The following is a 20,301-nucleotide window of genomic DNA, read 5'->3' as shown; positions in this document are numbered from 1 at the left end:
ATAACCTGTCTTCAAACCGAAGGTTTCTAAAAACTGTCAGGAAAAGAAAACACCGCTGCTATCCGTTGCCGCCATTGCGGAACCAGCGCCGAGAGCGTCACGCTATGCCCCTCATAGGCATGGATGAAACGGTTATTCTGCGCCATGATACCTAAATGCTTGGCGGCCACGCCGTCCCGCCAGCGGAAAATCAACAGATCACCTGCCTGCATATTGGAAAGCGGTTTTAAATACATATGCCGCCGTGCAGCATTGATCAGCGGCTCGTCTTGGGTAAGCTCCGCCCAGTCGCGGGAATAAGTCCCTGCATCCTCTGGCTCTTCATCATAAAGCTCACGCCAGATGCCGCGTATCAGCCCCAGACAATCACATCCCACTTGTAAGCGGCTGGCACCGTGCCGATAGGGCGTACCGAGCCATTTCTGCGCGACGGCCAGCACTCTGTCATTGACCGATACTGTCGTCATGGCACAAGTACTCCGCCATCAAAATTCCCCTCGCCACCGGCAAAGGAATAGGCGGCATCATTACCCGGAATATGCGGAAAGCCGCGAAAATTCTCCTGATTGGCAAAACGGTCACGGCATTGCTGAAAGCTCTTGTCACAGCCCGCCAGCACACGAAAATGATCTCCGGCCTGAACGTCATAGACCGGCAAGTCCTGCAAGATCAGACTAGCCGCTTCCCCCTGTTTGAGATGCGAGACAACACTGTTTCTGCTCCCTTGATTTTTGCCGCCCAACCACAGCACTTCACCCCGCTCAAACCAATGGGGAGCGAAAACACTTAAACCCGAAACGATCATATCCGGCCCGTTCACACGCACCACAACGCCCTCTCCTGCATAGCGCGGGTCAGCCGGATTGATACCGCAGCGCCTGTCTGCAAATTCTGCATCACAGCCCCGCTTGGCACGCCGCCCAAAAACGCGATCCAGTAATGCGGTGCTGCTTTTCAATTCGGCAATAAATTTCATCCCGCTACGGGTAATTTTGCCAATCACACTGCTGCGCAAAAGCACCGCCTGCTGCGGCTGCATCCAGTTTACCAGATAGGTTTCAACGGTTGCGCCGTCATATAGACCGCGCTCAATATCTTCATCATTGAGTGCATCACTCGTCAGCGCCCCTTCAATCTCGGAACTGTCAACAGAAAGGCCAAGCGGGCTTCCGGCTTCAGAGCCATTCATCCCGCTTTGCGGAAAGCAATTTATCCCATGAACAGGCAATGATTTATCGTGATCGCAAAAGCCGAAAACCTCTTCGTCTTTGCGCCGTAAAATCCATGCAAAACAATGTGTTGTCACATCACCTTGCAAATGTGATTCAAATTGCGGATCCAGTGTCAGCATGACTTCACCTCAACAATCGGAATGGACGGAATTTCACCCGCTTTGAAACTGGCAATACTGGCACTCAGGCGATCCGTGTCAAAACGCACCGGCACATCAAACAAGAAACCAGCTGTGATTTTCGCTTGTAACGGCGGCACATGCCCTTCGTGAAATTCAACCATCCCAGTCAGCCAGTTCATGCTGAATGTTTCATCCGCAAGTGCCGCACCATCCACAGCAAGCTGCACGGACTCCGGCACCGGTTTGGTAATAATGCGCTGATAATCGCCGTAATGTTTCGCCAGTTGAAACTGCCGTCTAACGCCATCACCAAACCCCAAAAGCTGATCTGTAGCCTGTGGCGGCGCATCCTGTTCCGATGAGAGATGATCGAACGGATCACGAAACCGGAAAGCATAAAGCGAGCCACGCCGTGCCTCGAAAAAGCGCAGCACATCCCGCAGATCGTTGAGCGAACGTAAACCCGTTCCGGCATCATAAAAGCGGCGCGACATCGACCAGCGCGCATTACGCTTTTCATGGCCGGAGGTCAGCCCAACAATCTCATTGCGCCATTCCGGCCCGCCCGTTGCGCCAAATGAAACACCGAGCGGAAAAGATACATCATGGAATGAAGATAAATCCTGCATGTATCCCTCCTCTACATTCGTCTGGTGCCGTGGCGCACCGCGCGTGCCAGCATGGCACTGACCTGCGCTTCAGAGCGGCTGAAGGAAGCAGCATCCGGTGAAGACATATTAAAATTGATCTGCATCCCGCGACCGCCACCACCACTGCCCATCACCACGCCCAGACTACCGTCACTCCCTCGCGCCAATGGCAAGATCGCCTCGGCACCTGCCTCTCCAGCCACGCCAAAACCACTGCCAAGCCCGCTCATCAGACCGGAAAACATTGAAGAGAAAAGTCCCTGCAAGGGCTTCATCCCCGCATCCAGTGCCATCGAGGCCATATTGGAGGCCAGCCCGCGCAGCACATCATCCAGCCCTTTGCCGGATGTAACCGCGCTCTTGAAAGCCGAGGTCAGGCTCTGCCCGAAGGAACCGGAGCGTTTTTGCAAATTATCCAATGCGCGGTCAAAGCCGCTGGTATCGGCCTCAACCGAAACCGTGACTGACTGCTGCTGCGTGCCTGTATCATTCATGTGTCACCATCAGGAAAAGCCTGCATCAGGCTGTTGAAAATGTCGCGTGACGGCGCTTGCCTGCTACCACGCATAGTTCCGCTAAGTGCCCTGATTTCGGGCAGACTCAGCCGCCAAAAATCGCGTGACGACAGCCGCAATTGTCCCAACCCGAAATGCATCAGCGCATCCCAGGGGAAAGACATTGATTCAACTGCGGCTTCTGATTTTTTGATTGTGCTGTGTTTTCCAGCTTTTCGGTACTCACACCAAAAGTTACCTCCAGCAATTGTGCTACAAGGCGGGCAAAGCCGACAGCAGCACCATCGATCCGCATATCCGCCACATCATCCTCGGCCACATCATGGCCGCCACCGCGCAAACCTGCGGTGACAATGCGGATCATATCTTCCGCCTTTAAACTACCCGTTGAAAAACGGGCTATCAAAGCGGATAAATCTTCGGCCTCATAAGAAGCCTCAAGCCCCGCCAAAGCACCAAGCGTCAGACACAGAATCCAATCCGTATCATTCAGCACGGCAGCCACTTCACCCCGTCTGGCATTGACCTTCATGGCTGCACTCCAAAACTGACCAGACCTGCAGATTCCAATGCAATTTCAAAAGTCACTTCGCCATCATGCACGCCGCCATATTCCAGCGCCGTAATCTGAAACAGCCCGCTGACAGTGCCAAAATCCGGCACCACAATCTGCCAGTCCAAAATATCGCCGTTGAAGAACGTCGCGCGGATCAGCGCATCGGAAGCCGCATCTTTGAAAATACCGGCACCACTGACAGATGCGCGCTGCACACCACTACCGGCCAGCAATTGCCGCCAGCGCCCTGTCGCATCGGCATCCGTCACATCAACGGTCTCCGCATTGAATGCAATGCGCTTGCTGCGCAAACCGGCACAGGTCTGAAATGTGTCATTGCCCGTTGCGATTTTCAGCAACAGGTCTTTCCCTCTCTGGGCTGCCATTGATTACGCTCCTTCAATTTTCTCGGTTACCGCGCGGTAGCGCAATTGCCCGCTATAACCATCGCGCAATTCGTCATTACGGGTCTGTGAAGATTGCAAAGTCAGGTTGACGAGATAAAAACCGCCGATATCCGGCCTCAAAGTGCTGCTATCCAAGGCCTCAAGCAACGCCTCAACCAGCATCATCAGTTCCAGCACCTGCCTGCGGCCATTGGAACGCGCCCAAATATGCAGCACCAGACTATGTTCTTCGCCGGAGCCGCTATCGGTATCCCATGCATAGACCTGACTTTGGCCAAAGCTGATATATGGAAAACGCGCATCGGGCGGCACATGGTCATAGATGCCCTGCCCGTGCAGCTTTTCCATCAGCAAAGGCGCAGCTTGCAGCCACGCCAATATTGCCTTTTGCAAAATGAGCGCCGCACCCGTCATCCCTTATTGTCCTGTTCAGGGCTTACGGGCGGTGTTTTAGTGTCAGGACTTTTCAAAAACAGCCCGTCGCGTTTATTGGATAATGCCTGCTCGCAAGCCTGCAAACCAACAAGGCGCAAGGTGCGCAACAAGGCCTCAAATATAAAGCGCATAGAAAAATTCATCGGATTTCCTCTCTAACTAAGCAGATAAGATAGCGTTGGCTTTCATCGGGATCGTGAAGCCCCAGCACTGTGAAATGCCTTGTTCCATATGTCAGCCGCGCGGAGACAAGAATGTCACTGCGATAACGGGTCGTGATGCGATGCGTGACATGAGGAATGGCCTGCAAAGCAAAGGACTGACTGCCGGTTTTCTGCGGTTCAATCCTGCCCCAGAGCGTGGCAATTTCTGTCCATTGCTCCTGATAGCTGCCGCTCTCATCAAACAAAGGGCGGTTTTCTTGCAGGCTCAGAGATGTTTTAAACTGTCCAGCATCAATGAATTGCAGGTTCATAACCGCCCCCGCCGCAACCACGGTGATACGAGTTGCGCAACCATATCCGGCAGACTGGTCATCAGTGTTCCGGCCTGTGCAGAATTACGGTTGTCGTAGAGATGCGCCGCCAGCATCACACAGGCATGGCGCAATGTTTCAGGAAGCGCCTCCGGCTCATTCGCCAGACCGGCGGTCAGCTCAATTTCCAGCCCTCGGGCAATGGTGATATATTGCGGACGACGGAGATAAAGCCGCTGCGGGCGGCTCTCCGTATCCAGCCGCCAGTCATCCGAACTAAATTGCACAGCGCTGCCGTCAGCACTAAAACCCCGCACTTTATCAATCGAAATCACCGGAGCTTTGTAGAGTGCAATTCTGCCCGATTGCGGCCAGTTGGTGAGTTGCAAATACCAGCGCTGCGATAGCATCACCAGATTGCAATGATCTTCAATCACCTCACGTGCGGTACGGATCAGGCGTGTCAGCAAGTTTTCTTCCTGATCCGGTGGCAAACGTAAAAATTCGCGCAAAAATGCTGTCGTCACCGGCTCTTCTACCGGCGGCGTTATAAGTTGGAGAACCATGCTATCTCCCGTATTTTACAATAAAAACAATATGATAAAATTATTCTCTGCCAGAATGATTCATGTCACTTTGCAAAGGCTGGCAAAACCGCCAGTTTTCATCAAAGTTACACTGCGAATTTGAGCAGTTTGATCGCATCAAAATCCTGCACACCACCACCAACACGCTTGGTGGTGTAAAACAGCACGTAAGGCTTGGCAGAATACGGATCGCGCAGAATGCGGATACCGATACGATCCACAATCAGATAACCACGGGCAAAATCACCAAATGCAATCGGCGTGCTGTCCGTTGTAATATCCGGCATGTCCTCCGCTTCCACCAGACCAAAGCCCATGAAGGACGCTTTTTGTCCAAGCGATGCCGGTGGCTGCCAGAGATAATTACCGTTGCTGTCTTTGAGCTTACGCAGTGCTGACTGTGTTTTACGGTTCATCATCCAATGTGCATTCTGGCGGTAGCCGGATTTGAGCGCATAGACCAGATCAATCAGCAGATCGGACGGGCTGGAAGCAGGCATTGCACCGGCAACGCCGGTTTTCAGGCAACCAAGTTTACCCCATGCCCATGCGCTTTCAGCAACTGTGTCATAAGCCAAAAATCCATGCGGCTTGTTCACACCATCGCCATTGATAAAGGCAGCGCTTTCCTGTTCTGCAAAAGCAGTTTCAACCTCGGCGGCAATCCACTGCTCTACATCCACCGCCGCATCATCCAGCAGACTGCTCGTGGCCGCAGGCATGGCGTAAATTTCCATTGTCGGGAATTGCAGTTCAGCCAGTTTAGCATTGGCAGTCTGCGGGCGTGCCCCCTCTTCTCCCACCCAACCGGTGCCTGGCCCGCTAATGGAAAACGGTTTTTTCAAAACGGCACCGGAAACCTGACGCACAGTTGCAAGTCCGCGCACCGGCGAAAGTGCAGCCAAACGCGTGCCGATTGCAGTTTCCAACTCAGACGGCACAAGATAACCGCCATCAGGCCCTGAACCATAGGAATGCGCTTTCTGCTCAAGCCCGCGTAAAGCCTGCTCATCACCACGGCGGGCATAATTATCAAAAGCCTGTTTATGCTCCTGCGTAGCGCCATTAAAAGGTGATCGCGTTTCGCCACCCAGCGCAGGACGTGCCTGTTTCAGTACATATTGATCCAGCGCCGCTTTTTGCTCATCCATTGCACGGTTAAGACGCTCCATCTTTTCGACGGTAACAACATCCGCACCAACATGTTTTTCAATCTGGGTCAGGCGCTCATCATTGGCTTGTTTAAAACCTTCAAAAGCCTGCATAAACTCGCCAAAAGCCTGACCGACCTCCTGCTGGCTGTTGAGTGCTTTGATTTCAAGAGCCGGTGCCTTATCCGCTTTTTGAATTTGCTTTATCGTCATTGCCTGTCCTTTTAAGGTTTAAGTGTAATGAACCGATGCAAACCGACCGAAAGAGATTATGTGTTTTTATGAAACCGGAAGGCAGCCTGCCTTATAATCGAGGCTGTACTGCTCTCATCATGCTGTTTCTGCTGAACCGCGATAACACGTGCCTGCGGTAACATCGAAAAAGTCACCAGTGAAATTTCCCAAAGCTCAGCTTCCAGAATATGCCGCCGGCCGGTAGTTGTGACTTTCTTGCTGCGCACAGCGCGAAAGCCAATCGACAACCCATCAAGCGCACCTTCGGAGAGCAGGTGCCATGCTTCATCAGCACGCGCCACGCCTTCAGCCAGTTGCCCTTCCACATAAAGACCGCGCTGATCCTCCGCTATTTTCGTCCAGATACCGATGGGGTTGTCAGCCTGATGCTGCCAGAGCATCCGCACTGTCCCGCCCCGTTTTAAAGAAGCTGCGAAAGCGCCGCGCTCAATAATATCGCCGCTCAAATCTGTCAGTGAAAACAGGCTGGCATAACCGCTGAAACGCAAAGGCTGGCCGGTTTTAATTGTCATCAGCCGCACTCCTTTTGCGTGAGACAATGCCATCCTGATTTTTCAACCTGTCGGTAAAGCGCTTGAAAAACCCGAGCGCCGTCCATGCGGCAAAACTTGCAGCACTCGATCCCATCAGCATCAGTTCGGCTTGCCCGAGACTACTAGCCAACTTCAGTTGTTCTGCAATTTTAACACCAGCCGCCCCGCCAAAAATCATTCCGCAGATTAAGCCGACAGCAAAGCGAATGGCTGCCTCGCGCTTGCCCTTAGGCAGCATATAGGCCAGTGAGACGGCAGAACCGCTGACTGCACCGGTGATTTTAGCAAGCCAGATCCACTGCTCCTGCGTTAATTCTCCCGTCTGGTTGAACAGGTTCATGGTTCACGCCCTTCCGGTTCAAGAGAATAACCACCCGCCTGCCGTTTCTCCGCATCACTCAGAAAATCTGCTGCACCGATGCGCCGCCACAGCGCCTCGCGCTCCTCGGCCAGTCCGTCAATACGGTCATAATCATGCTCCAGCCGCAGATCGGAGCCATAAAACGGGCAAAGCCAATTGCTTAACGCCTGTGCAGTGCGGTTCAGCAGAGGCAAAATAGTCAGGCGATAGAAAGCACGGTTGGCCTCGGCATAATTGGCATAGGTGTTGTCACCGGGGATGCCGAGCAACATCGACGGCACACCAAAAGCCAGCGCAATCTCGCGGCTTGCCACATGCTTGGCCTCAATGAAATCCATGTCTTTGGGCGATAGTCCCATTGCTTTCCAGTCCAGCCCGCCCTCCAACAGCAGTGGCCTGCCCGCACCTCCGGCGCCGGTATAGCCTTCTTCCAGTTCCGTCTTTAACCGGTCAAATTGCTCTTCGCTCAAATTGCCGCCGTCTTTCGGCGCATAGACCAGCGCACCGGATGGCCGGGCGGAGTTATCAAGCAGTGCCTTGTTCCATGCAGCGATGGCGTTATGAATATCCAGCGCCATCAATGCGGCTTCCAAGGGCGGAAAACCATAATGATCGTCGAGCGGATGAAACAGGCGCAGATGCAAGCCCCGCGCTGACAGACAGGCTTCAAAACCGGCATTGAGACTAATACGACGGCTGGCTGTATTGTTGCGATAGAGCAGAGCTTGCGGCCAGCCATTGTTGTCGCTCTCAATCGTCACCCGCTCAGGGCGCAGCAAATGCAGCTCTTTCGCCTGACCGTCATAATCCAACCGCTCTACATAGGCATTGCCGGATAGCAATAAATGCCCGTAAAGCTGCTCGAAAAAACCGGAGCCGCAAGCGCCTTCATGAGGCGCACGCAGCAGCTTCAACAATGGATGATCTTCAAGTTCCGTCTCACCCTGATAGAGCAGCAGCGGCACATTAGCAGCGGCATCACTGATCATTTTTACGCAACGATGCACAATCGGATTGCGCATGAACCCCTGCTGCGACAGCGCCATATAATTACGGGTTGTCCAGCGAGCCTGCGCATCCATATGGAGCGCGACAAAGCCCTGCTGCGTTTTTGCGGAAGGGGGTACAGTTGCTTTTTGCGCCTCCAGCGGCGCGGTTGCTTTTTGCGCCTCCAACGGCGCGGTTGCTTTATGCGCCTGCGTTTGGGCAGCATGATGCCGCCACGGCCAGTTCCAAGCCATGTTAACCTCACTCAGTTCAATCTGGTTTTATCTTAAATGTCGGATACGTGGTTTATGCGTGTCCTGCAGCAACAGCGTGTGCAAGGCCCAGACCAGCGCATCCATCCTGTCCGGAGAGCGCCCTGATGACAGCCCGTTGACGGCAAAATCACACATCTCATCTTCCAGTTGCGGAAAACGGCGTGCATGGCGGATACGCCCCTGCTCATAGAGTGCCGCAACCGGCTCGGCGCGCAAATATTTCCCCCGCTGCGCCCGCACGGGCTTCACCGCAACAGAAGCATCCTGTGCATGGATCACCGCCATCACCATATCACCACCCTGATTGACCTCTGCCACCACCATATCAGCCTGATAGCGATGGTAGAATTGTACAATCTGCGCCGCCCATTGATGGGGCTTCACACCTTGCACGGTGGCATCTTCCAGCACCCAAGCTTGCTCATGCGCATCCAACCCTGCCACAACAATCCCGCAGGCATCAGAGTTCTTGGTTGAACTAGCAGGCGGATCAACCGCAATAATTATGCGCTGCAACTCCGGCACTTGCGGATCATAGAGTGCTTCCAATTGCTCCCGCGACCACAGTGCATCTTCACGGTCTGCGATCAGCACACCGTCCAGTTCCTGCCGCCCCAAGGCTGTGCCTGCATAGCGCTGCTGCATGGCCAGCAGAAAGGCAGGAGCCAGATGAGCGGAATTTTCATCGGTACGCATATGGGTCATGATTGTCGCCGGATCACTCAACAAATCGCGCAACAGAGCCTGCATTTTCGGCGTCGTCGTCACCACCTGTCGCGGGAAATCTCCGAGACGCAGTCCGAATTGCAGCATATCCCATGTCTGTTGCGGGTTTTTCCATTTCGCCAGCTCATCACACCATGCTGCGGAAAACTGCGGCCCGCGCAAACTGTCCGGATCTTCTGATGAATAAAAGGAAGCCACAGCCCCGCTTTCCCAAACCAGTCGACGCCGTGTGCTTTCCAATCGCGGCCTTTGCAAACGTGAGACAGAAAGAATACCAGAAGGCCCCTCCACCATTACCTCACGCACATCGGCAAGCGTTTCCCCCACCAGCGCAATATTACCGCAAGCTTTATCGCTGAATGGCGCAAGTCCCTGCGCCATGCCGCTGATCCACTCAGCTCCGGCACGGGTTTTGCCGGAACCAGGCCCGCCCATAATCACCCAGCTACGCCAGTCATTGCGCGGAAAAATTGGCAATTGCGCCAACCGCCCTTGAAACAGCCATTCTTTACTTGCTGCAACAATTGTCTGCCCCTCAACTCCCGCATCGGAAAGAAATTCAAACAGTTCTGAGTTCAGTAATTCTGGCGCTAATGATGCTGAGGGCTTCACGCACATCCTCCGGCTTCACACCGCCTGCTTCACTTGCTGGCTCCGGTTGATCGCCCACCTGCGCTAACCGCGTTTCCTTGGACAATTCGCTAATACTCTTCACAGCTTTTGCCAGCGCAGCCAAAGCTTCAACCGCACTCTTTTCCGGCAGGCCATCGGCTTTTGAAAAACTCTGCAATTCCGTATTGATTTTAATCAGCAGGTCTTCGATATCCAGCACCGGCAAACCAGTCGCAGTGATATCCAGCCCTGCCTTTTTCAAACGGTTTCGATAAATGTCCGGCTTTAAACCGAGCAGAAAAGCTATGTCCTGCGGCGCAACTTGATAGCGGCGCTGCAAGCGATACGCTGCCTGCAAACGCTCAAGCATCACACTTTTCTGTGGCTCTATTGTCTCTTTGTTTTCCGGCATAGGTTCACCGGCTCCGTTCTTTTCCAAACGCATAACCGGTTACAAATGGCACAAACAAAAAAAGCGCAGCACTGAATGCCACGCCTCATCAAAAACTCTTGAACTCTCTCAGCCACACTTCTCTGACTGTATCTAAAAGATACTGCAACACCGTTACGCCGTCAAGGATAAAATTCCTATTTTCGCGTCTGACCATGCACATTCTTACCTCCTCAATCAGTAAGATATTTAAGATTTTGAAATACCACGCTTCCCCTGATTAAGCATATTTCTAAACCCTTCCTTGGCACTTCTGTTTTATTGGTCATCCATAAGAATGTGGTAGAATGGGTCGCTCTAGCACTTTATGCTGTAAACTCCGATTTAAGTAAAAACGAGCTTTTCCGGTTATGAACAAACAGGCTGACAATAATTTGCCAAAAAAGAAAGCGCGCCGCCTGACCCGCAGCCCGTTTTTGATGGCGATTGACGCCTGGCTGGATAGCAGCCTGTATAGGTTGCGCTCTGGTTTTGCTGCCTTCTGGGAAAGCGCCACTCTCTTTTCCCGAAAATTTCGCGTGCGCGGCTGGAAGCGTCTGTTCATTGAAGTCGCCGATGAAGGTTTTACGCTCGGCGTGTTGGGCAGTGTCGTGATGCTCGCACTGGCCATGCCTGCTTTTGAGGAAACCAAGAAAGACTGGCGTGCACAGGATGATTATGCTGTCACGTTTCTTGACCGCTACGGCAATGAAATCGGCCAGCGCGGTATCTTACATCGCGATGCGGTGCCAATTGCAGAATTACCGGATCATGTGATTAAAGCGGTTCTTGCGACAGAAGACCGTCGGTTCTTTGAACATATCGGCATCGACTTTTGGGGCTTGAGCCGTGCGCTGACCCAGAATATGCGTGCCAATGGTGTAGTTCAGGGCGGCTCCACGCTCTCTCAGCAACTGGCAAAAAACCTGTTTCTTTCGAATGAAAGAACATTGAAGCGTAAGATCAATGAAGCCTTTCTCTCACTCTGGCTTGAAGCCAATTTAAGCAAAACAGAGATCTTGCAGCTTTATCTCGACCGCGCCTATATGGGCGGCGGTACATTCGGCATTGCAGCAGCCTCCGAGTTTTACTTCGGCAAGAGCGTCAAAGATGTTAACCTTGCCGAAGCCGCCATGCTGGCGGGTCTTTTCAAGGCGCCGGCCAAATATGCACCGCATGTCAATCTGCCTGCGGCGCGTGCGCGTGCCAATGTTGTCTTATCCAATCTCGCCGATGCGGGCTTCATGAGTGAAGGCCAATTAGCCTTTGCCCGTCGCAATCCTGCCAGTGTGGTTGACCGTGCTAAAGGTGATAATCCCGATTATTTTCTGGATTGGGCTTTTGACGAGGTGAAGAAGATCACCCGCACAATTCCGCAACATAATCTGATCGTGCGCACCACACTGGATCGTAATATTCAAAAAGCCGCAGAAGACGCGATTGAGTTTCATCTGCGCCAATATGGGACTGAGTATAAAGTGACTGAAGCCGCTACCGTGGTGATTGCGGATGACGGCTCTGTGCGAGCAATTGTCGGCGGTCGCGACTATGGGATGAGCCAGTTCAACCGCGCGACCAAAGCTTTGAGGCAATCCGGCTCTTCGTTCAAACCCTATGTTTATGCGGCTGCGATGGAAAAAGGGCTAACGCCAAGCACCATAATTTCCGATGCGCCGATTGCATGGGGCAACTGGATGCCGCGCAATTACGGACGCTCCTTTGCCGGTCGTGTTGACCTCACGACTGCATTGGTCAAATCCTATAATACGGTGCCGGTACGCCTTGCCAAAGATTATCTGACAACCAAGCCGATTGTGGCACTGACCAAAGCCATGGGCATTGAATCGGAAATTTCCGATCACAAAACGATGGTGCTTGGCACATCCGGCATGACCGTGATGGATCAGGCAACCGGTTTTAGTGTTTTTGCCAATGGTGGTTTTGCAGGTCTGCGCCACGGACTGGTACAAATCTCTGATCCGTCAGGCAAAATTCTCTGGGACTTTAAGCGCGACACTCCGGAGCCAAAGCGTGTATTGTCTGAAAAAGCCACCTCTGAAATGAACTCCATGCTGGTTCAGGTACCGGAGCGCGGCACTGCGCGGCGTGCGGCACTGCCAATGACCCGCGTTGCCGGCAAAACCGGCACAACACAGAATTATCGCGACGCTTGGTTTGTCGGCTATACCGGAAATTATACGGCAGCAGTCTGGTTTGGAAATGACAGCTATGCCCCGATGAATAATCTGACCGGTGGTATTATTCCGGCCATGACATGGCAGATGATGATGATGCAGGCGCATCAAAATATTGATCTGAAACCAATTCCGGGCATCAGCAATCCGTTTCCGAAACAAGCTCCGGCAACTGATCCGAAGCTGGTGGCACAGAGTAACGCAGGCAACGGCGACAAGCCGCAAAACGCAACACCTGACTATCCGCGTGTTTTATCCTCTGAAACGACCCGCTTCATACGTGGGCTGAATGAGAAGTTCCGCACTTACGAAACGCCGCAACCGTTGCGTACAACCATCTCCTCTCTCTGACCTCCATCTTTAATAAGCCTGTTATGCCAGAATGACAGGCAATTTTAACCGAACGTGTTTTATAGAGTCGGTATGAGCAATATCAGAACCATATTTCTGACAATCGTCATCTGCGCCATCGCCCTTGCTGGCGGCACAGCCAGTGCGCTTTATGCTCTCAACAATTTTGAAGGCTTCAACCAGCTGACAATCGGCCAATGGCACGCCTCACCGCTTTATGGCAGTGCAGATGCCGATCCTTATGCGCGTGCGCAACGCAGTCGTGCTGCCTTATTGCCGCTTGGCGCTGCAGAGGGGCAACGCTTTGTACTGCGATATGATATAGACGGCACGAAGCTTGATCCACGCTGCGACTACAGTCTCCAAGGCCAGGTACCTGCCTCGCGCTTTTGGACACTTCATGCCAGTGATTTAAACGAATATCCGCTTTCAAACCAACAAGGGCTGCCGCAGGAACTCCATAGCCAGCTAGTCTGGTATCGCAATGATTCCAGCTTTCTGATTTCTGTCTCCTCATCCGCGCAATCCGGTAACTGGCTGGCGATTAACTCAAGCCGTCCCTATCAGCTGGTTATGACACTTTATGATACCGCAACAGGATCATCACTCGGCTTTGAAAATCCGCGAATGCCGGAACTGAAACGGATTGAGTGCAAAGGAGCTGTCCGATGAGACATTCCCTGTTGCAGCTTCTTTATGCATTGCTGCTCGGCCTGATCGGTGCCGCTATTGTGCATATTGCGATTATCCTGCTTGTTCCGTCCTACGCATCTGAGACTTTGTGGAACCGCGTCGAGGAATTGGGGCCACCCGAGACTTTTCACCGGCTAGAAGGTAAAAACTGGGCTATGCGCAGTGATCCGCTGATGCGTAGCGCAGTCTGTCGTTTTGATCTGTCGAACGGACCGGTTCACATCAGCGCTATTGGCAAAGTCCCGTTCTGGTCGCTGGCACTTTATAATCATCAGGGCGATATTACCTTTAGCCTCAACGATCAGGTCTCTCCCGCCACGGATCTGCTGCTTGTCTCGCCTTTGCAAAAAATTCTGCTCGAACAGAGTATGCCTCAGCAGCTTGAGCAAGCGGTACTGGTTAATCAATCTGTCAGCGAGGGTATTGTGGTTTTGCGTGTCTTTCAACCAGATGTCACATGGCGCGATGAGGTCAGCGAATTTCTGAAGTCGGCAGAATGTATGAGCGTTTCACTGGAAAACTGAACTGCCACAACAGGCTCCGACAAGCCTCTCAATATTTGATTAATTAAAAAGGAAATTACCGTAAAATCTCCGATGGTTAATTGATTGCTAAGTGTTGTCCCGTAGAGTGCAGATTATCTGGCCGTATTGTATACGGGGACCACTGTTTTATTTGTGTTGTGTAAGCGTAAAAGGGGTAAATACGCGTGACCGCTGATCAATTCCGCGCTTTGGAGACATTATCCGGAAGTGGTCATTCCGCACACCACAAGACCGATGATCTGCTGGCCGCAGCTGTCGCAGGTTTCAACTCCCTGACACGCCCGACCCGTCACGAAAGCCAGCAATTTGAAGATCTGGCTCTGCCGCTTTTGGAAACTGCGACCCCGCGTGCCAAACGACAGGTATCCGCTATTCTTGCCCAACATGATGCTGCGCCGCGCAAACTGGTGCTGGCACTTGCCAATGATAATATTGAAGTCGCAGCGCCGTTATTGTTGCGCTCCCCTCTTCTGAAAACCACTGACTTCATGGAGATTATTGGCAAAAGCGGCCTGTCTCATGCGCGTATTATCGCACGCCGTCAGCCGGTTGATCCGCTATTGCTGCCGCTCTTAGAAAATTATGATGACGAGATCATCAAACAGACACTCAATTCCGAACAGCCACTTCCAGCCGCTCCTGCAGTGCAGGAGGCAAATGAGCCGGAACCTGCGAGCATGCATTATGCCTCTGCACCGGTGGCCGCTAAGCCAGTCCCGACTCCGCCCTTTCGCTCCGCCAATAGCCAGCCATCAGCGCCGCAACCATTACCCGCACATGATCTCGGCGCTTTGTCGCTCACCGCATATTTGCGGCCTGCAATCGCTGAACATCTTATTGATATGGCATTGCTGATTGATAATAGCATGTTCCGCACGGCGCTCGCTGATGCGCTGGATGTCAACTATATGCGGGCTGAGACAATCATCGGCACATGGCCAAATTCGCAGTTGCCGCTGGCGCTCAAAGCCATTGGCCTGACCGCTCAGGACACTTATCTGATCCTCACGGCAGTTCTCGGCACTATCCACGGTGAACGTGAGCAATTACGTGAGTTTGTGCATATTTATCGCTCGATCAGTCCTGAACAGGCTTCCGCAGCTGTGCGGCGCTGGAAGTCCGATGATATGAATGAAAAACTGCGCAATCAATTGCGTGATCTGGCGGAAAATACCACAGATAGTTTCACCAACGCTGCCAATAATGACAGCAGCATTCAGCACAAAAAAGCCCAGTAAAACCGGGCTTTTTTTATTTATAATCCATTATTCAGCAAGTCTGCAGCCTGTGTGCAGTCTTCCACCTCGACCAGCCAGAGATCGGGGTCAAAACGCAGCTCTTTCTCAAGCTGCTCATTGAGCAATTGCTCGTTATCACTCTGTTTGTATAGAATAAACCGGCGTTCATCTGCACGCTCCGGATCATATTCACTCTGCGGTGCAGGCATATAGAGATCAAAATTGCCGTCGCGATCACGTATCTTGATAAAGATCGCACCGGCTTCTGTTGCGCCACGCCGCACCAGATAGGTAAAACCATCTGCTTGGCGGACACGACGCATAAATGCAGAAACCCAGAACTCACTTGTCAGACGCATCAGTACAAATACCTGTTCCCCGTCAAATCAGCTTATAAGGCCGATTTCACGCATTTTCCCGATCAGCTCAGAATCAGGCTTACCGCTGACATTGAGACGGAACAGTTTCTGAAATTCACGAATAGCATCTTCAGTGGATTTACCCGGAACACCGTCCACCACAACCATATCATTACCGAAGGCTTTCAAACCGGCCTGAATCCGTACAAGTTCCTCAGCAGACACAGCCTGTCCACCTGCTGCTCTCACAGCAACCGGTTCAACGGAAGCAGTTCTTTCCTGTTGCGATTGATTACGCACCGGTTGAACAACGGCTTTTTCTTCCGTTCTGACCATAATCGGCGCAGGTCTTTTTTCTGCAACCGGCACAGAACGGGCTGAACTGTTTTCCGGTCTTGCTTCCGGCACAGCCACAGAGATTGCTTCAGCAATCGTCATTTTGTTTTCAACCGGCTTCGCTGCAACAGTCTGAATTGGCGCTTGCTCTGGTGAAAGCTTTGCCTGCACACTCTGCCATTGCTCAAACGCAGCGCGGGTTTGAGGGCCAGTCAGACCATCCACATTGCCGCTATAGAAACCAAGCTGCTTTAGATTATATTGCAGGATCGCAACCTGCTTGTCGCCATTCGGCGCCAAGGCCGGCAGATCACCGCCATCAACCGTTGTGTCCGGTAAAACCGCCACAATATGCGGCTTATCATGTGTAGGCGCAGTACCATTGAGTGTGATTTCACGTACAGTTTGTTGTTGGTCAGCATTCCCTGTGATCCTGCGTGCAGCCTCACTCTCATCTTTTGCAACAGCGCGAAAAACCTGATCAGGGCGCGTTTTAAAAAACACACCATCATGTGCCTGCGGCTGATACCAGATCGCATTGCTGGCCACAAAACCAAGCGTCACAAGAAATGCGGTTGCGCCACCGGCAACCACAGGATTACGCGCGACAAGATCACCGGCAGCCAGCGCCATGCGTGACACACCGGTCAGGCAAGCATCAAAAAACCGTCTGCCAAAACTACGCCGTTTTGCGTTTTTGCGCATGGAAGTCCCCTTGCGTTTCGTACCGCTGCGGCTCTGTCTTTCCGTCATAACTACTTTCTGCCTGTGCTGCTGCGGTCTGATGACTTTCAGTCTCACCGGCCTGAAGATTAATAATTGCTGTTTTCACTTGTTCAAGAGCGCTGCGAATATCTGTTGAAACACGCCCCGCCTGTATCATAGGCTCTAATGGCGCCTGATTTGCGGCCTGACCGGCAACCAGTATGGCCTTATCCACAGCCTGCTGCGGCAGGTTGTGTGGCAAAGTGACAGAAACAGTCGTGCCCTGCCCCTTGCGGCTGCGAATATCCATCTCGCCTTGATGAAGGCTGACAAGCCCCTTCACCACATAGAGACCAAGGCCGGAACCTTCCTGCATACGGGTCTGCGTATTGTTGATCTGACTGAAAGGCTGGCAAAGACGTTCAATCTCATGCGCCTCGAGGCCAATACCGGTATCAGAAACCGAGATAATCAGGTTTTGCTGTGCACCTGCATAAGTCTGCTTCACCCTATCCGGCATGACTTCAATCGTCACACAACCACCGCGATCCGTAAATTTAATCGCATTGGAAACCAGATTAATCAGAATTTGCCGGATTGCGCGGCGATCGGCGATCATGTCAGATACATCAGGATGAATACGATCACAGAGAATAACGCCCTTTTTCTCTGCCAGCGGCATCAGCATGGAGCTGCACATAGTTACGCTGTCACGCACAGAGAAACGCTCATGCTGCACCGGATACTGACCGGCTTCTACGCGTGAGGCCTCCAGAATACCGTTTACAACTTCAAGCAAATGATTGCCGGATTTGCGGATCAAGTCGATATATTCGCGCTGTTTTTCGCTCTGTAACGGCCCCGCCACATCATGCAACAACAGATCAGAAAAGCCAATAATCGAATTCAGCGGTGTCCGCAGTTCATGGCTGACTGTTCCCAACAAGCGGCCACGCGACACTTCCAGATTTTCAATCACTGCACTCTGCTGCTGGATTTGCTGCGTTACAGTCTGTTCCTGCATAATATTGCGCGCAACGATCAAGAAGCCCTCCGGCATTTGTCCGGCTGCCGATTTGGTCTGACCTTCCATTTCAAATGTATTGAAATAGATTTTCGGCTGTTCAGTCTTGCTGACAGCGGAAGAATCAACACAGCGCAGACGGATTTCCGTCTTACCGCTGAGTTTCATCAGAGAGTGACCGTGCTTCAACCCATCGATAAAAGCGAGATATTGCACGCGATCAGCCACATGCACGCGATCCAGCAGCAATGTGCCATTGAGCACAGCGCGATCCACGCCAAATTGTTCAACACAACGATCTGACAGTGAACTGATATGGCCGTACTGATCCAGACGAATAACCAGCGCATCCAATGCAGCTTCCAGATCGCTATCCGCATGAGTCGCAGCATTATGATGCTGAGTTTTAACGACACCGTGCAGAGAAATCCGAAGTACACGCAACAACAGTGAGCCAGCATAGATAAACAGGAAGCTCGTCGATACACCGGCCGGGAGTGCAGTTTGTGTGCTGATGCCTTTGACTTGAGAAACGGCAATCAATGCGACTGCGATCAATCCGCCAGCCATTACGGCGGCACGGTGACGGGTTACCAGCCAAAGTTCCAGCGGTAATGCCAACACCATCGCCCAGATCAGTGCATTATCGGCACCGGCAAATAAGGCCGTAAAACCCAGAACCGCGCTATAGAATGAAAGCGCAACAATACCGGTCAGGCTGTTGCGGATACCGGAGGCCTGTGCGGCCAGCATCAGTACCGACACGCCAGTGAAAGACAGTGCAGTCACAAGCAATGCGTTTAAAGAAATTGACGGGAAAATGCTGTAAAAAGCCATTGTGAGAAACAACGGAAACAACAGCAGAGCCGGACGCAGGTCGGAAGCGGAGAAATGTTCAGGCTTGCGGCTTGTGTGAGCGTCCGCACTGCCCTGCGCCAACAGGTTATGATCCGTCACGGCATTGTTCATACCGCCTTTAATCATTTTCATTGTTTTCGCATAAATGCCGTACACGCAGCATACTCACTCTTACACAATCTCACTTCAACTGCCGCACTTCTTACACATGAAGGAACAGTCACCGGACTATGACAGAATGAACGCCGAGACTTTAAGGAATAGATAAAACGCGGCCGTGAGATGACCGTCAAAGCCCTTTTTAGGCGAAAAACGGGTAGCTTCTTTGTCTATGGTAAACGGAATATTTCCAGCCCCAGAGAACGACAAGACAATGTTAAAGACATTTTATCAGAATCTTCAGAAATATGTCCGATGCTGGGCGATGTGCCGGAAAACCGCCAATCTTCACGGCCATAACAGGATTATTCTTTATCAAGATATGAATATTACGCGCTTCATATATTTGCTGAGATCAACCACCTACGAGAGAATGTAAACGGGCAGGAACACAGATCATGAGATTTCTGCTTAAATGTATTTTCTGGCTGGGCGGTGTCTTTCTGCTGATGCCCGGCATTATGGGAAAGTCGACAGATAACCCTGTATCGCAGTCACAAACCAACCGTGCTGCACAAACTAATCCCCAATCACAGCCCGATCAGAATGCGCCTGCGGATTTGGTGGAACAATGGTTGCAAGCGGGAAAAACCCTGCAAGAAATCAGTACCTTTTGCGATCGCAATCCTGCACTCTGCATGGCAGGGAAAGCCACGGCACAACAGGCCGGTGAGCAGGCACTCCTGCGCGCGAAAGATGCAATTGTGAATTTTTCAGGGACAACGCAGGCTACGCAGCAACAAACAAGTCAGCCAGCCCCCGCAGAATCTGTTCTTGCCAGAATTCCGGTTCCGACACCCCGTCCGCGATAGATGCACGACATCTGATAACTTTCCATTTGCTACTAAAATGGTCTATAATACCAAGACGCTAAGATGCTGACGCATCACGTCTTGAAAAAGTTCAATCGCCACTCGGGCTTAACCAAAACCCCATGAGTCATACTCATAGGGTTTTGGTATAAGCCGCCCATGACAGATAATGATGCGGAGAGACCTATGACAAATTCAAAGATCAGCACAATTGCGTCGGACTTTGAGTTTCTGGACGATTGGGAAGATCGCTATCGTTATGTGATTGACCTCGCACGCGACTTACAGCCCTACCCGGAAGAAGCCCGCGATGCGGATCATAAAGTTCCGGGCTGTGTCAGTCAGGTCTGGTTGAAGACCATTCAGGGACAAGGCGCGGATCCGGTGATGGAGTTCCTCGGCGATTCCGATGCCCATATTGTTCGTGGCCTCGTCGCCATTTTGCTGGCGCTCTATTCCGGTGAAACAGCATCTGCAATTTTGAAAATTGACGCTGAAAATGTTCTCAAAAGCCTCGGACTTGATGAGCATCTGACACCGCAACGCTCTAACGGCCTGCGCTCAATGGTGCAGCGCGTGCGCCGCGATGCACAGGCTGCCTTGCAAAGCGCTGACAACAGCATAATTCCTTAAACTTGAAATTTTAAAAGGTAAAATTACGCTGTAAATATAAAGTGTTAGAGCGACCTTTGTGCGCCCAAGAGGGCGCACGACGCT

Annotated in this window: 26 protein-coding genes; 6 read left to right on the top strand and 20 right to left on the bottom strand. The window is 52.1% G+C overall.

The genetic code is table 11. From position 1 onward, the window contains the following. Positions 1–26: 26 nt before the first annotated feature. The 17 genes from QUF18_RS05500 to QUF18_RS05420 all read right to left on the bottom strand — a co-directional run bounded on the left by QUF18_RS05500 (position 27) and on the right by QUF18_RS05420 (position 10,318). Positions 27–467: an NlpC/P60 family protein gene (locus QUF18_RS05500; protein WP_289385947.1), complete on the bottom strand. Its 441-nt coding sequence runs from the start codon at positions 465–467 to the stop codon at positions 27–29. Beyond that, entirely contained in the window at positions 464–1,351 is an 888-nt protein-coding gene (locus QUF18_RS05495; protein ID WP_289385946.1) for a phage/gene transfer agent baseplate hub protein, read from the bottom strand. The genes QUF18_RS05500 and QUF18_RS05495 overlap by 4 nt, the downstream gene beginning before the upstream one ends. Continuing rightward, positions 1,345–1,983 carry a DUF2460 domain-containing protein gene (locus QUF18_RS05490; protein ID WP_289385945.1) on the bottom strand — a complete coding sequence of 213 codons (639 nt, stop codon included), beginning with the start codon at positions 1,981–1,983 and terminating at the stop codon, positions 1,345–1,347. Before QUF18_RS05490 ends, QUF18_RS05495 begins: the two co-directional genes overlap by 7 nt. A gap of 11 nt (positions 1,984–1,994) precedes the next feature. Then, a complete protein-coding gene (locus QUF18_RS05485) occupies positions 1,995–2,498 on the bottom strand; it encodes a phage tail tape measure family protein (protein WP_289385944.1) in 504 nt (167 codons plus the stop codon). Next, positions 2,495–2,683, bottom strand: a complete 189-nt coding sequence (locus QUF18_RS05480; RefSeq protein ID WP_289385943.1) for a rcc01693 family protein — start codon at positions 2,681–2,683, stop codon at positions 2,495–2,497. The genes QUF18_RS05485 and QUF18_RS05480 overlap by 4 nt, the downstream gene beginning before the upstream one ends. After that, complete coding sequence (locus tag QUF18_RS05475; protein ID WP_289385942.1) at positions 2,659–3,051, bottom strand: gene transfer agent family protein; 393 nt, start codon at positions 3,049–3,051, stop codon at positions 2,659–2,661. The genes QUF18_RS05480 and QUF18_RS05475 overlap by 25 nt, the downstream gene beginning before the upstream one ends. Continuing rightward, positions 3,048–3,461, bottom strand: a complete 414-nt coding sequence (locus tag QUF18_RS05470; protein WP_289385941.1) for a phage major tail protein, TP901-1 family — start codon at positions 3,459–3,461, stop codon at positions 3,048–3,050. The genes QUF18_RS05475 and QUF18_RS05470 overlap by 4 nt, the downstream gene beginning before the upstream one ends. A gap of 3 nt (positions 3,462–3,464) precedes the next feature. Next, positions 3,465–3,896 carry a DUF3168 domain-containing protein gene (locus QUF18_RS05465; protein WP_289385939.1) on the bottom strand — a complete coding sequence of 144 codons (432 nt, stop codon included), beginning with the start codon at positions 3,894–3,896 and terminating at the stop codon, positions 3,465–3,467. After that, the gene (locus QUF18_RS05460; RefSeq protein ID WP_289385938.1) at positions 3,893–4,060 is read right to left on the bottom strand and encodes a hypothetical protein; all 168 of its coding nucleotides are present in this window, start codon (positions 4,058–4,060) and stop codon (positions 3,893–3,895) included. Before QUF18_RS05460 ends, QUF18_RS05465 begins: the two co-directional genes overlap by 4 nt. Next, positions 4,057–4,392 (bottom strand): phage head closure protein, encoded by a 336-nt coding sequence (locus QUF18_RS05455; RefSeq protein ID WP_289385937.1) that lies wholly within the window; start codon positions 4,390–4,392, stop codon positions 4,057–4,059. Before QUF18_RS05455 ends, QUF18_RS05460 begins: the two co-directional genes overlap by 4 nt. Beyond that, positions 4,389–4,958 (bottom strand): head-tail connector protein, encoded by a 570-nt coding sequence (locus QUF18_RS05450; RefSeq protein ID WP_289385936.1) that lies wholly within the window; start codon positions 4,956–4,958, stop codon positions 4,389–4,391. The genes QUF18_RS05455 and QUF18_RS05450 overlap by 4 nt, the downstream gene beginning before the upstream one ends. A 107-nt stretch (positions 4,959–5,065) precedes the next feature. Beyond that, positions 5,066–6,343 (bottom strand): phage major capsid protein, encoded by a 1,278-nt coding sequence (locus QUF18_RS05445; protein ID WP_289385935.1) that lies wholly within the window; start codon positions 6,341–6,343, stop codon positions 5,066–5,068. A gap of 56 nt (positions 6,344–6,399) precedes the next feature. Then, positions 6,400–6,897, bottom strand: coding sequence for an HK97 family phage prohead protease (locus QUF18_RS05440; protein WP_289385933.1), 498 nt, complete (start codon positions 6,895–6,897; stop codon positions 6,400–6,402). Next, positions 6,887–7,258 (bottom strand): DUF6107 family protein, encoded by a 372-nt coding sequence (locus QUF18_RS05435; RefSeq protein ID WP_289385932.1) that lies wholly within the window; start codon positions 7,256–7,258, stop codon positions 6,887–6,889. The genes QUF18_RS05440 and QUF18_RS05435 overlap by 11 nt, the downstream gene beginning before the upstream one ends. After that, positions 7,255–8,520, bottom strand: a complete 1,266-nt coding sequence (locus QUF18_RS05430; protein ID WP_289385931.1) for a phage portal protein — start codon at positions 8,518–8,520, stop codon at positions 7,255–7,257. Before QUF18_RS05430 ends, QUF18_RS05435 begins: the two co-directional genes overlap by 4 nt. A 27-nt stretch (positions 8,521–8,547) precedes the next feature. Continuing rightward, positions 8,548–9,834: a DNA-packaging protein gene (locus tag QUF18_RS05425; protein WP_289386158.1), complete on the bottom strand. Its 1,287-nt coding sequence runs from the start codon at positions 9,832–9,834 to the stop codon at positions 8,548–8,550. Beyond that, a complete protein-coding gene (locus QUF18_RS05420; RefSeq protein ID WP_289385930.1) occupies positions 9,827–10,318 on the bottom strand; it encodes a hypothetical protein in 492 nt (163 codons plus the stop codon). The genes QUF18_RS05425 and QUF18_RS05420 overlap by 8 nt, the downstream gene beginning before the upstream one ends. A 431-nt stretch (positions 10,319–10,749) precedes the next feature. Here QUF18_RS05420 and QUF18_RS05415 point away from each other — a divergent pair, with 431 nt between their 5' ends. From QUF18_RS05415 to QUF18_RS05400, 4 genes are all read left to right on the top strand, one after another. After that, complete coding sequence (locus QUF18_RS05415; RefSeq protein WP_289386157.1) at positions 10,750–12,855, top strand: transglycosylase domain-containing protein; 2,106 nt, start codon at positions 10,750–10,752, stop codon at positions 12,853–12,855. A gap of 72 nt (positions 12,856–12,927) precedes the next feature. Beyond that, complete coding sequence (locus tag QUF18_RS05410; protein WP_289385929.1) at positions 12,928–13,527, top strand: DUF1214 domain-containing protein; 600 nt, start codon at positions 12,928–12,930, stop codon at positions 13,525–13,527. Continuing rightward, on the top strand, positions 13,524–14,072 hold the full coding sequence (locus QUF18_RS05405; protein ID WP_289385928.1) for a DUF1254 domain-containing protein: 549 nt from the start codon (positions 13,524–13,526) through the stop codon (positions 14,070–14,072). The genes QUF18_RS05410 and QUF18_RS05405 overlap by 4 nt, the downstream gene beginning before the upstream one ends. 185 nt (positions 14,073–14,257) lie before the next feature. After that, positions 14,258–15,331, top strand: a complete 1,074-nt coding sequence (locus QUF18_RS05400; RefSeq protein ID WP_289385927.1) for a DUF2336 domain-containing protein — start codon at positions 14,258–14,260, stop codon at positions 15,329–15,331. A 17-nt stretch (positions 15,332–15,348) separates the two neighbouring features. On the opposite strand, the gene QUF18_RS05395 is transcribed toward QUF18_RS05400, so the two are convergent. The 3 genes from QUF18_RS05395 to QUF18_RS05385 are packed head-to-tail and all read right to left on the bottom strand — an operon-like array spanning position 15,349 to position 18,745. Then, on the bottom strand, positions 15,349–15,690 hold the full coding sequence (locus QUF18_RS05395; RefSeq protein WP_289385926.1) for a DUF1491 family protein: 342 nt from the start codon (positions 15,688–15,690) through the stop codon (positions 15,349–15,351). Positions 15,691–15,717: 27 nt separating this feature from the next. Next, positions 15,718–16,731, bottom strand: coding sequence for a peptidoglycan-binding domain-containing protein (locus QUF18_RS05390; RefSeq protein ID WP_289385925.1), 1,014 nt, complete (start codon positions 16,729–16,731; stop codon positions 15,718–15,720). After that, positions 16,706–18,745 (bottom strand): sensor histidine kinase, encoded by a 2,040-nt coding sequence (locus QUF18_RS05385; RefSeq protein WP_289385924.1) that lies wholly within the window; start codon positions 18,743–18,745, stop codon positions 16,706–16,708. Before QUF18_RS05385 ends, QUF18_RS05390 begins: the two co-directional genes overlap by 26 nt. Positions 18,746–19,170: 425 nt before the next feature. Here QUF18_RS05385 and QUF18_RS05380 point away from each other — a divergent pair, with 425 nt between their 5' ends. Continuing rightward, positions 19,171–19,584, top strand: coding sequence for a DUF5330 domain-containing protein (locus QUF18_RS05380; protein ID WP_289385923.1), 414 nt, complete (start codon positions 19,171–19,173; stop codon positions 19,582–19,584). Positions 19,585–19,770: 186 nt separating this feature from the next. Then, entirely contained in the window at positions 19,771–20,217 is a 447-nt protein-coding gene (locus QUF18_RS05375; protein WP_289385922.1) for a SufE family protein, read from the top strand. The last annotated feature ends 84 nt before the right edge of the window (positions 20,218–20,301 follow it).

The sequence above is a fragment of the Pseudochrobactrum kiredjianiae genome (genome assembly GCF_030362795.1).
Classification (GTDB): domain Bacteria; phylum Pseudomonadota; class Alphaproteobacteria; order Rhizobiales; family Rhizobiaceae; genus Pseudochrobactrum; species Pseudochrobactrum kiredjianiae.
This window is presented reverse-complemented; position numbering and strand designations above follow the sequence as displayed.

What these genes read in the sequence shown, in the direction of transcription:
- QUF18_RS05500 (WP_289385947.1), bottom strand. Translation starts at nt 467, where the DNA reads ATGACGACAGTATCGGTCAATGACAGAGTGCTGGCCGTCGCGCAGAAA.
- QUF18_RS05495 (WP_289385946.1), bottom strand. Translation starts at nt 1,351, where the DNA reads ATGCTGACACTGGATCCGCAATTTGAATCACATTTGCAAGGTGATGTG.
- QUF18_RS05490 (WP_289385945.1), bottom strand. Translation starts at nt 1,983, where the DNA reads ATGCAGGATTTATCTTCATTCCATGATGTATCTTTTCCGCTCGGTGTT.
- QUF18_RS05485 (WP_289385944.1), bottom strand. Translation starts at nt 2,498, where the DNA reads ATGAATGATACAGGCACGCAGCAGCAGTCAGTCACGGTTTCGGTTGAG.
- QUF18_RS05480 (WP_289385943.1), bottom strand. Translation starts at nt 2,683, where the DNA reads ATGTCTTTCCCCTGGGATGCGCTGATGCATTTCGGGTTGGGACAATTG.
- QUF18_RS05475 (WP_289385942.1), bottom strand. Translation starts at nt 3,051, where the DNA reads ATGAAGGTCAATGCCAGACGGGGTGAAGTGGCTGCCGTGCTGAATGAT.
- QUF18_RS05470 (WP_289385941.1), bottom strand. Translation starts at nt 3,461, where the DNA reads ATGGCAGCCCAGAGAGGGAAAGACCTGTTGCTGAAAATCGCAACGGGC.
- QUF18_RS05465 (WP_289385939.1), bottom strand. Translation starts at nt 3,896, where the DNA reads ATGACGGGTGCGGCGCTCATTTTGCAAAAGGCAATATTGGCGTGGCTG.
- QUF18_RS05460 (WP_289385938.1), bottom strand. Translation starts at nt 4,060, where the DNA reads ATGAATTTTTCTATGCGCTTTATATTTGAGGCCTTGTTGCGCACCTTG.
- QUF18_RS05455 (WP_289385937.1), bottom strand. Translation starts at nt 4,392, where the DNA reads ATGAACCTGCAATTCATTGATGCTGGACAGTTTAAAACATCTCTGAGC.
- QUF18_RS05450 (WP_289385936.1), bottom strand. Translation starts at nt 4,958, where the DNA reads ATGGTTCTCCAACTTATAACGCCGCCGGTAGAAGAGCCGGTGACGACA.
- QUF18_RS05445 (WP_289385935.1), bottom strand. Translation starts at nt 6,343, where the DNA reads ATGACGATAAAGCAAATTCAAAAAGCGGATAAGGCACCGGCTCTTGAA.
- QUF18_RS05440 (WP_289385933.1), bottom strand. Translation starts at nt 6,897, where the DNA reads ATGACAATTAAAACCGGCCAGCCTTTGCGTTTCAGCGGTTATGCCAGC.
- QUF18_RS05435 (WP_289385932.1), bottom strand. Translation starts at nt 7,258, where the DNA reads ATGAACCTGTTCAACCAGACGGGAGAATTAACGCAGGAGCAGTGGATC.
- QUF18_RS05430 (WP_289385931.1), bottom strand. Translation starts at nt 8,520, where the DNA reads ATGGCTTGGAACTGGCCGTGGCGGCATCATGCTGCCCAAACGCAGGCG.
- QUF18_RS05415 (WP_289386157.1), top strand. Translation starts at nt 10,750, where the DNA reads ATGGCGATTGACGCCTGGCTGGATAGCAGCCTGTATAGGTTGCGCTCT.
- QUF18_RS05410 (WP_289385929.1), top strand. Translation starts at nt 12,928, where the DNA reads ATGAGCAATATCAGAACCATATTTCTGACAATCGTCATCTGCGCCATC.
- QUF18_RS05405 (WP_289385928.1), top strand. Translation starts at nt 13,524, where the DNA reads ATGAGACATTCCCTGTTGCAGCTTCTTTATGCATTGCTGCTCGGCCTG.
- QUF18_RS05395 (WP_289385926.1), bottom strand. Translation starts at nt 15,690, where the DNA reads ATGCGTCTGACAAGTGAGTTCTGGGTTTCTGCATTTATGCGTCGTGTC.
- QUF18_RS05390 (WP_289385925.1), bottom strand. Translation starts at nt 16,731, where the DNA reads ATGCGCAAAAACGCAAAACGGCGTAGTTTTGGCAGACGGTTTTTTGAT.
- QUF18_RS05385 (WP_289385924.1), bottom strand. Translation starts at nt 18,745, where the DNA reads ATGAAAATGATTAAAGGCGGTATGAACAATGCCGTGACGGATCATAAC.
- QUF18_RS05380 (WP_289385923.1), top strand. Translation starts at nt 19,171, where the DNA reads ATGAGATTTCTGCTTAAATGTATTTTCTGGCTGGGCGGTGTCTTTCTG.
- QUF18_RS05375 (WP_289385922.1), top strand. Translation starts at nt 19,771, where the DNA reads ATGACAAATTCAAAGATCAGCACAATTGCGTCGGACTTTGAGTTTCTG.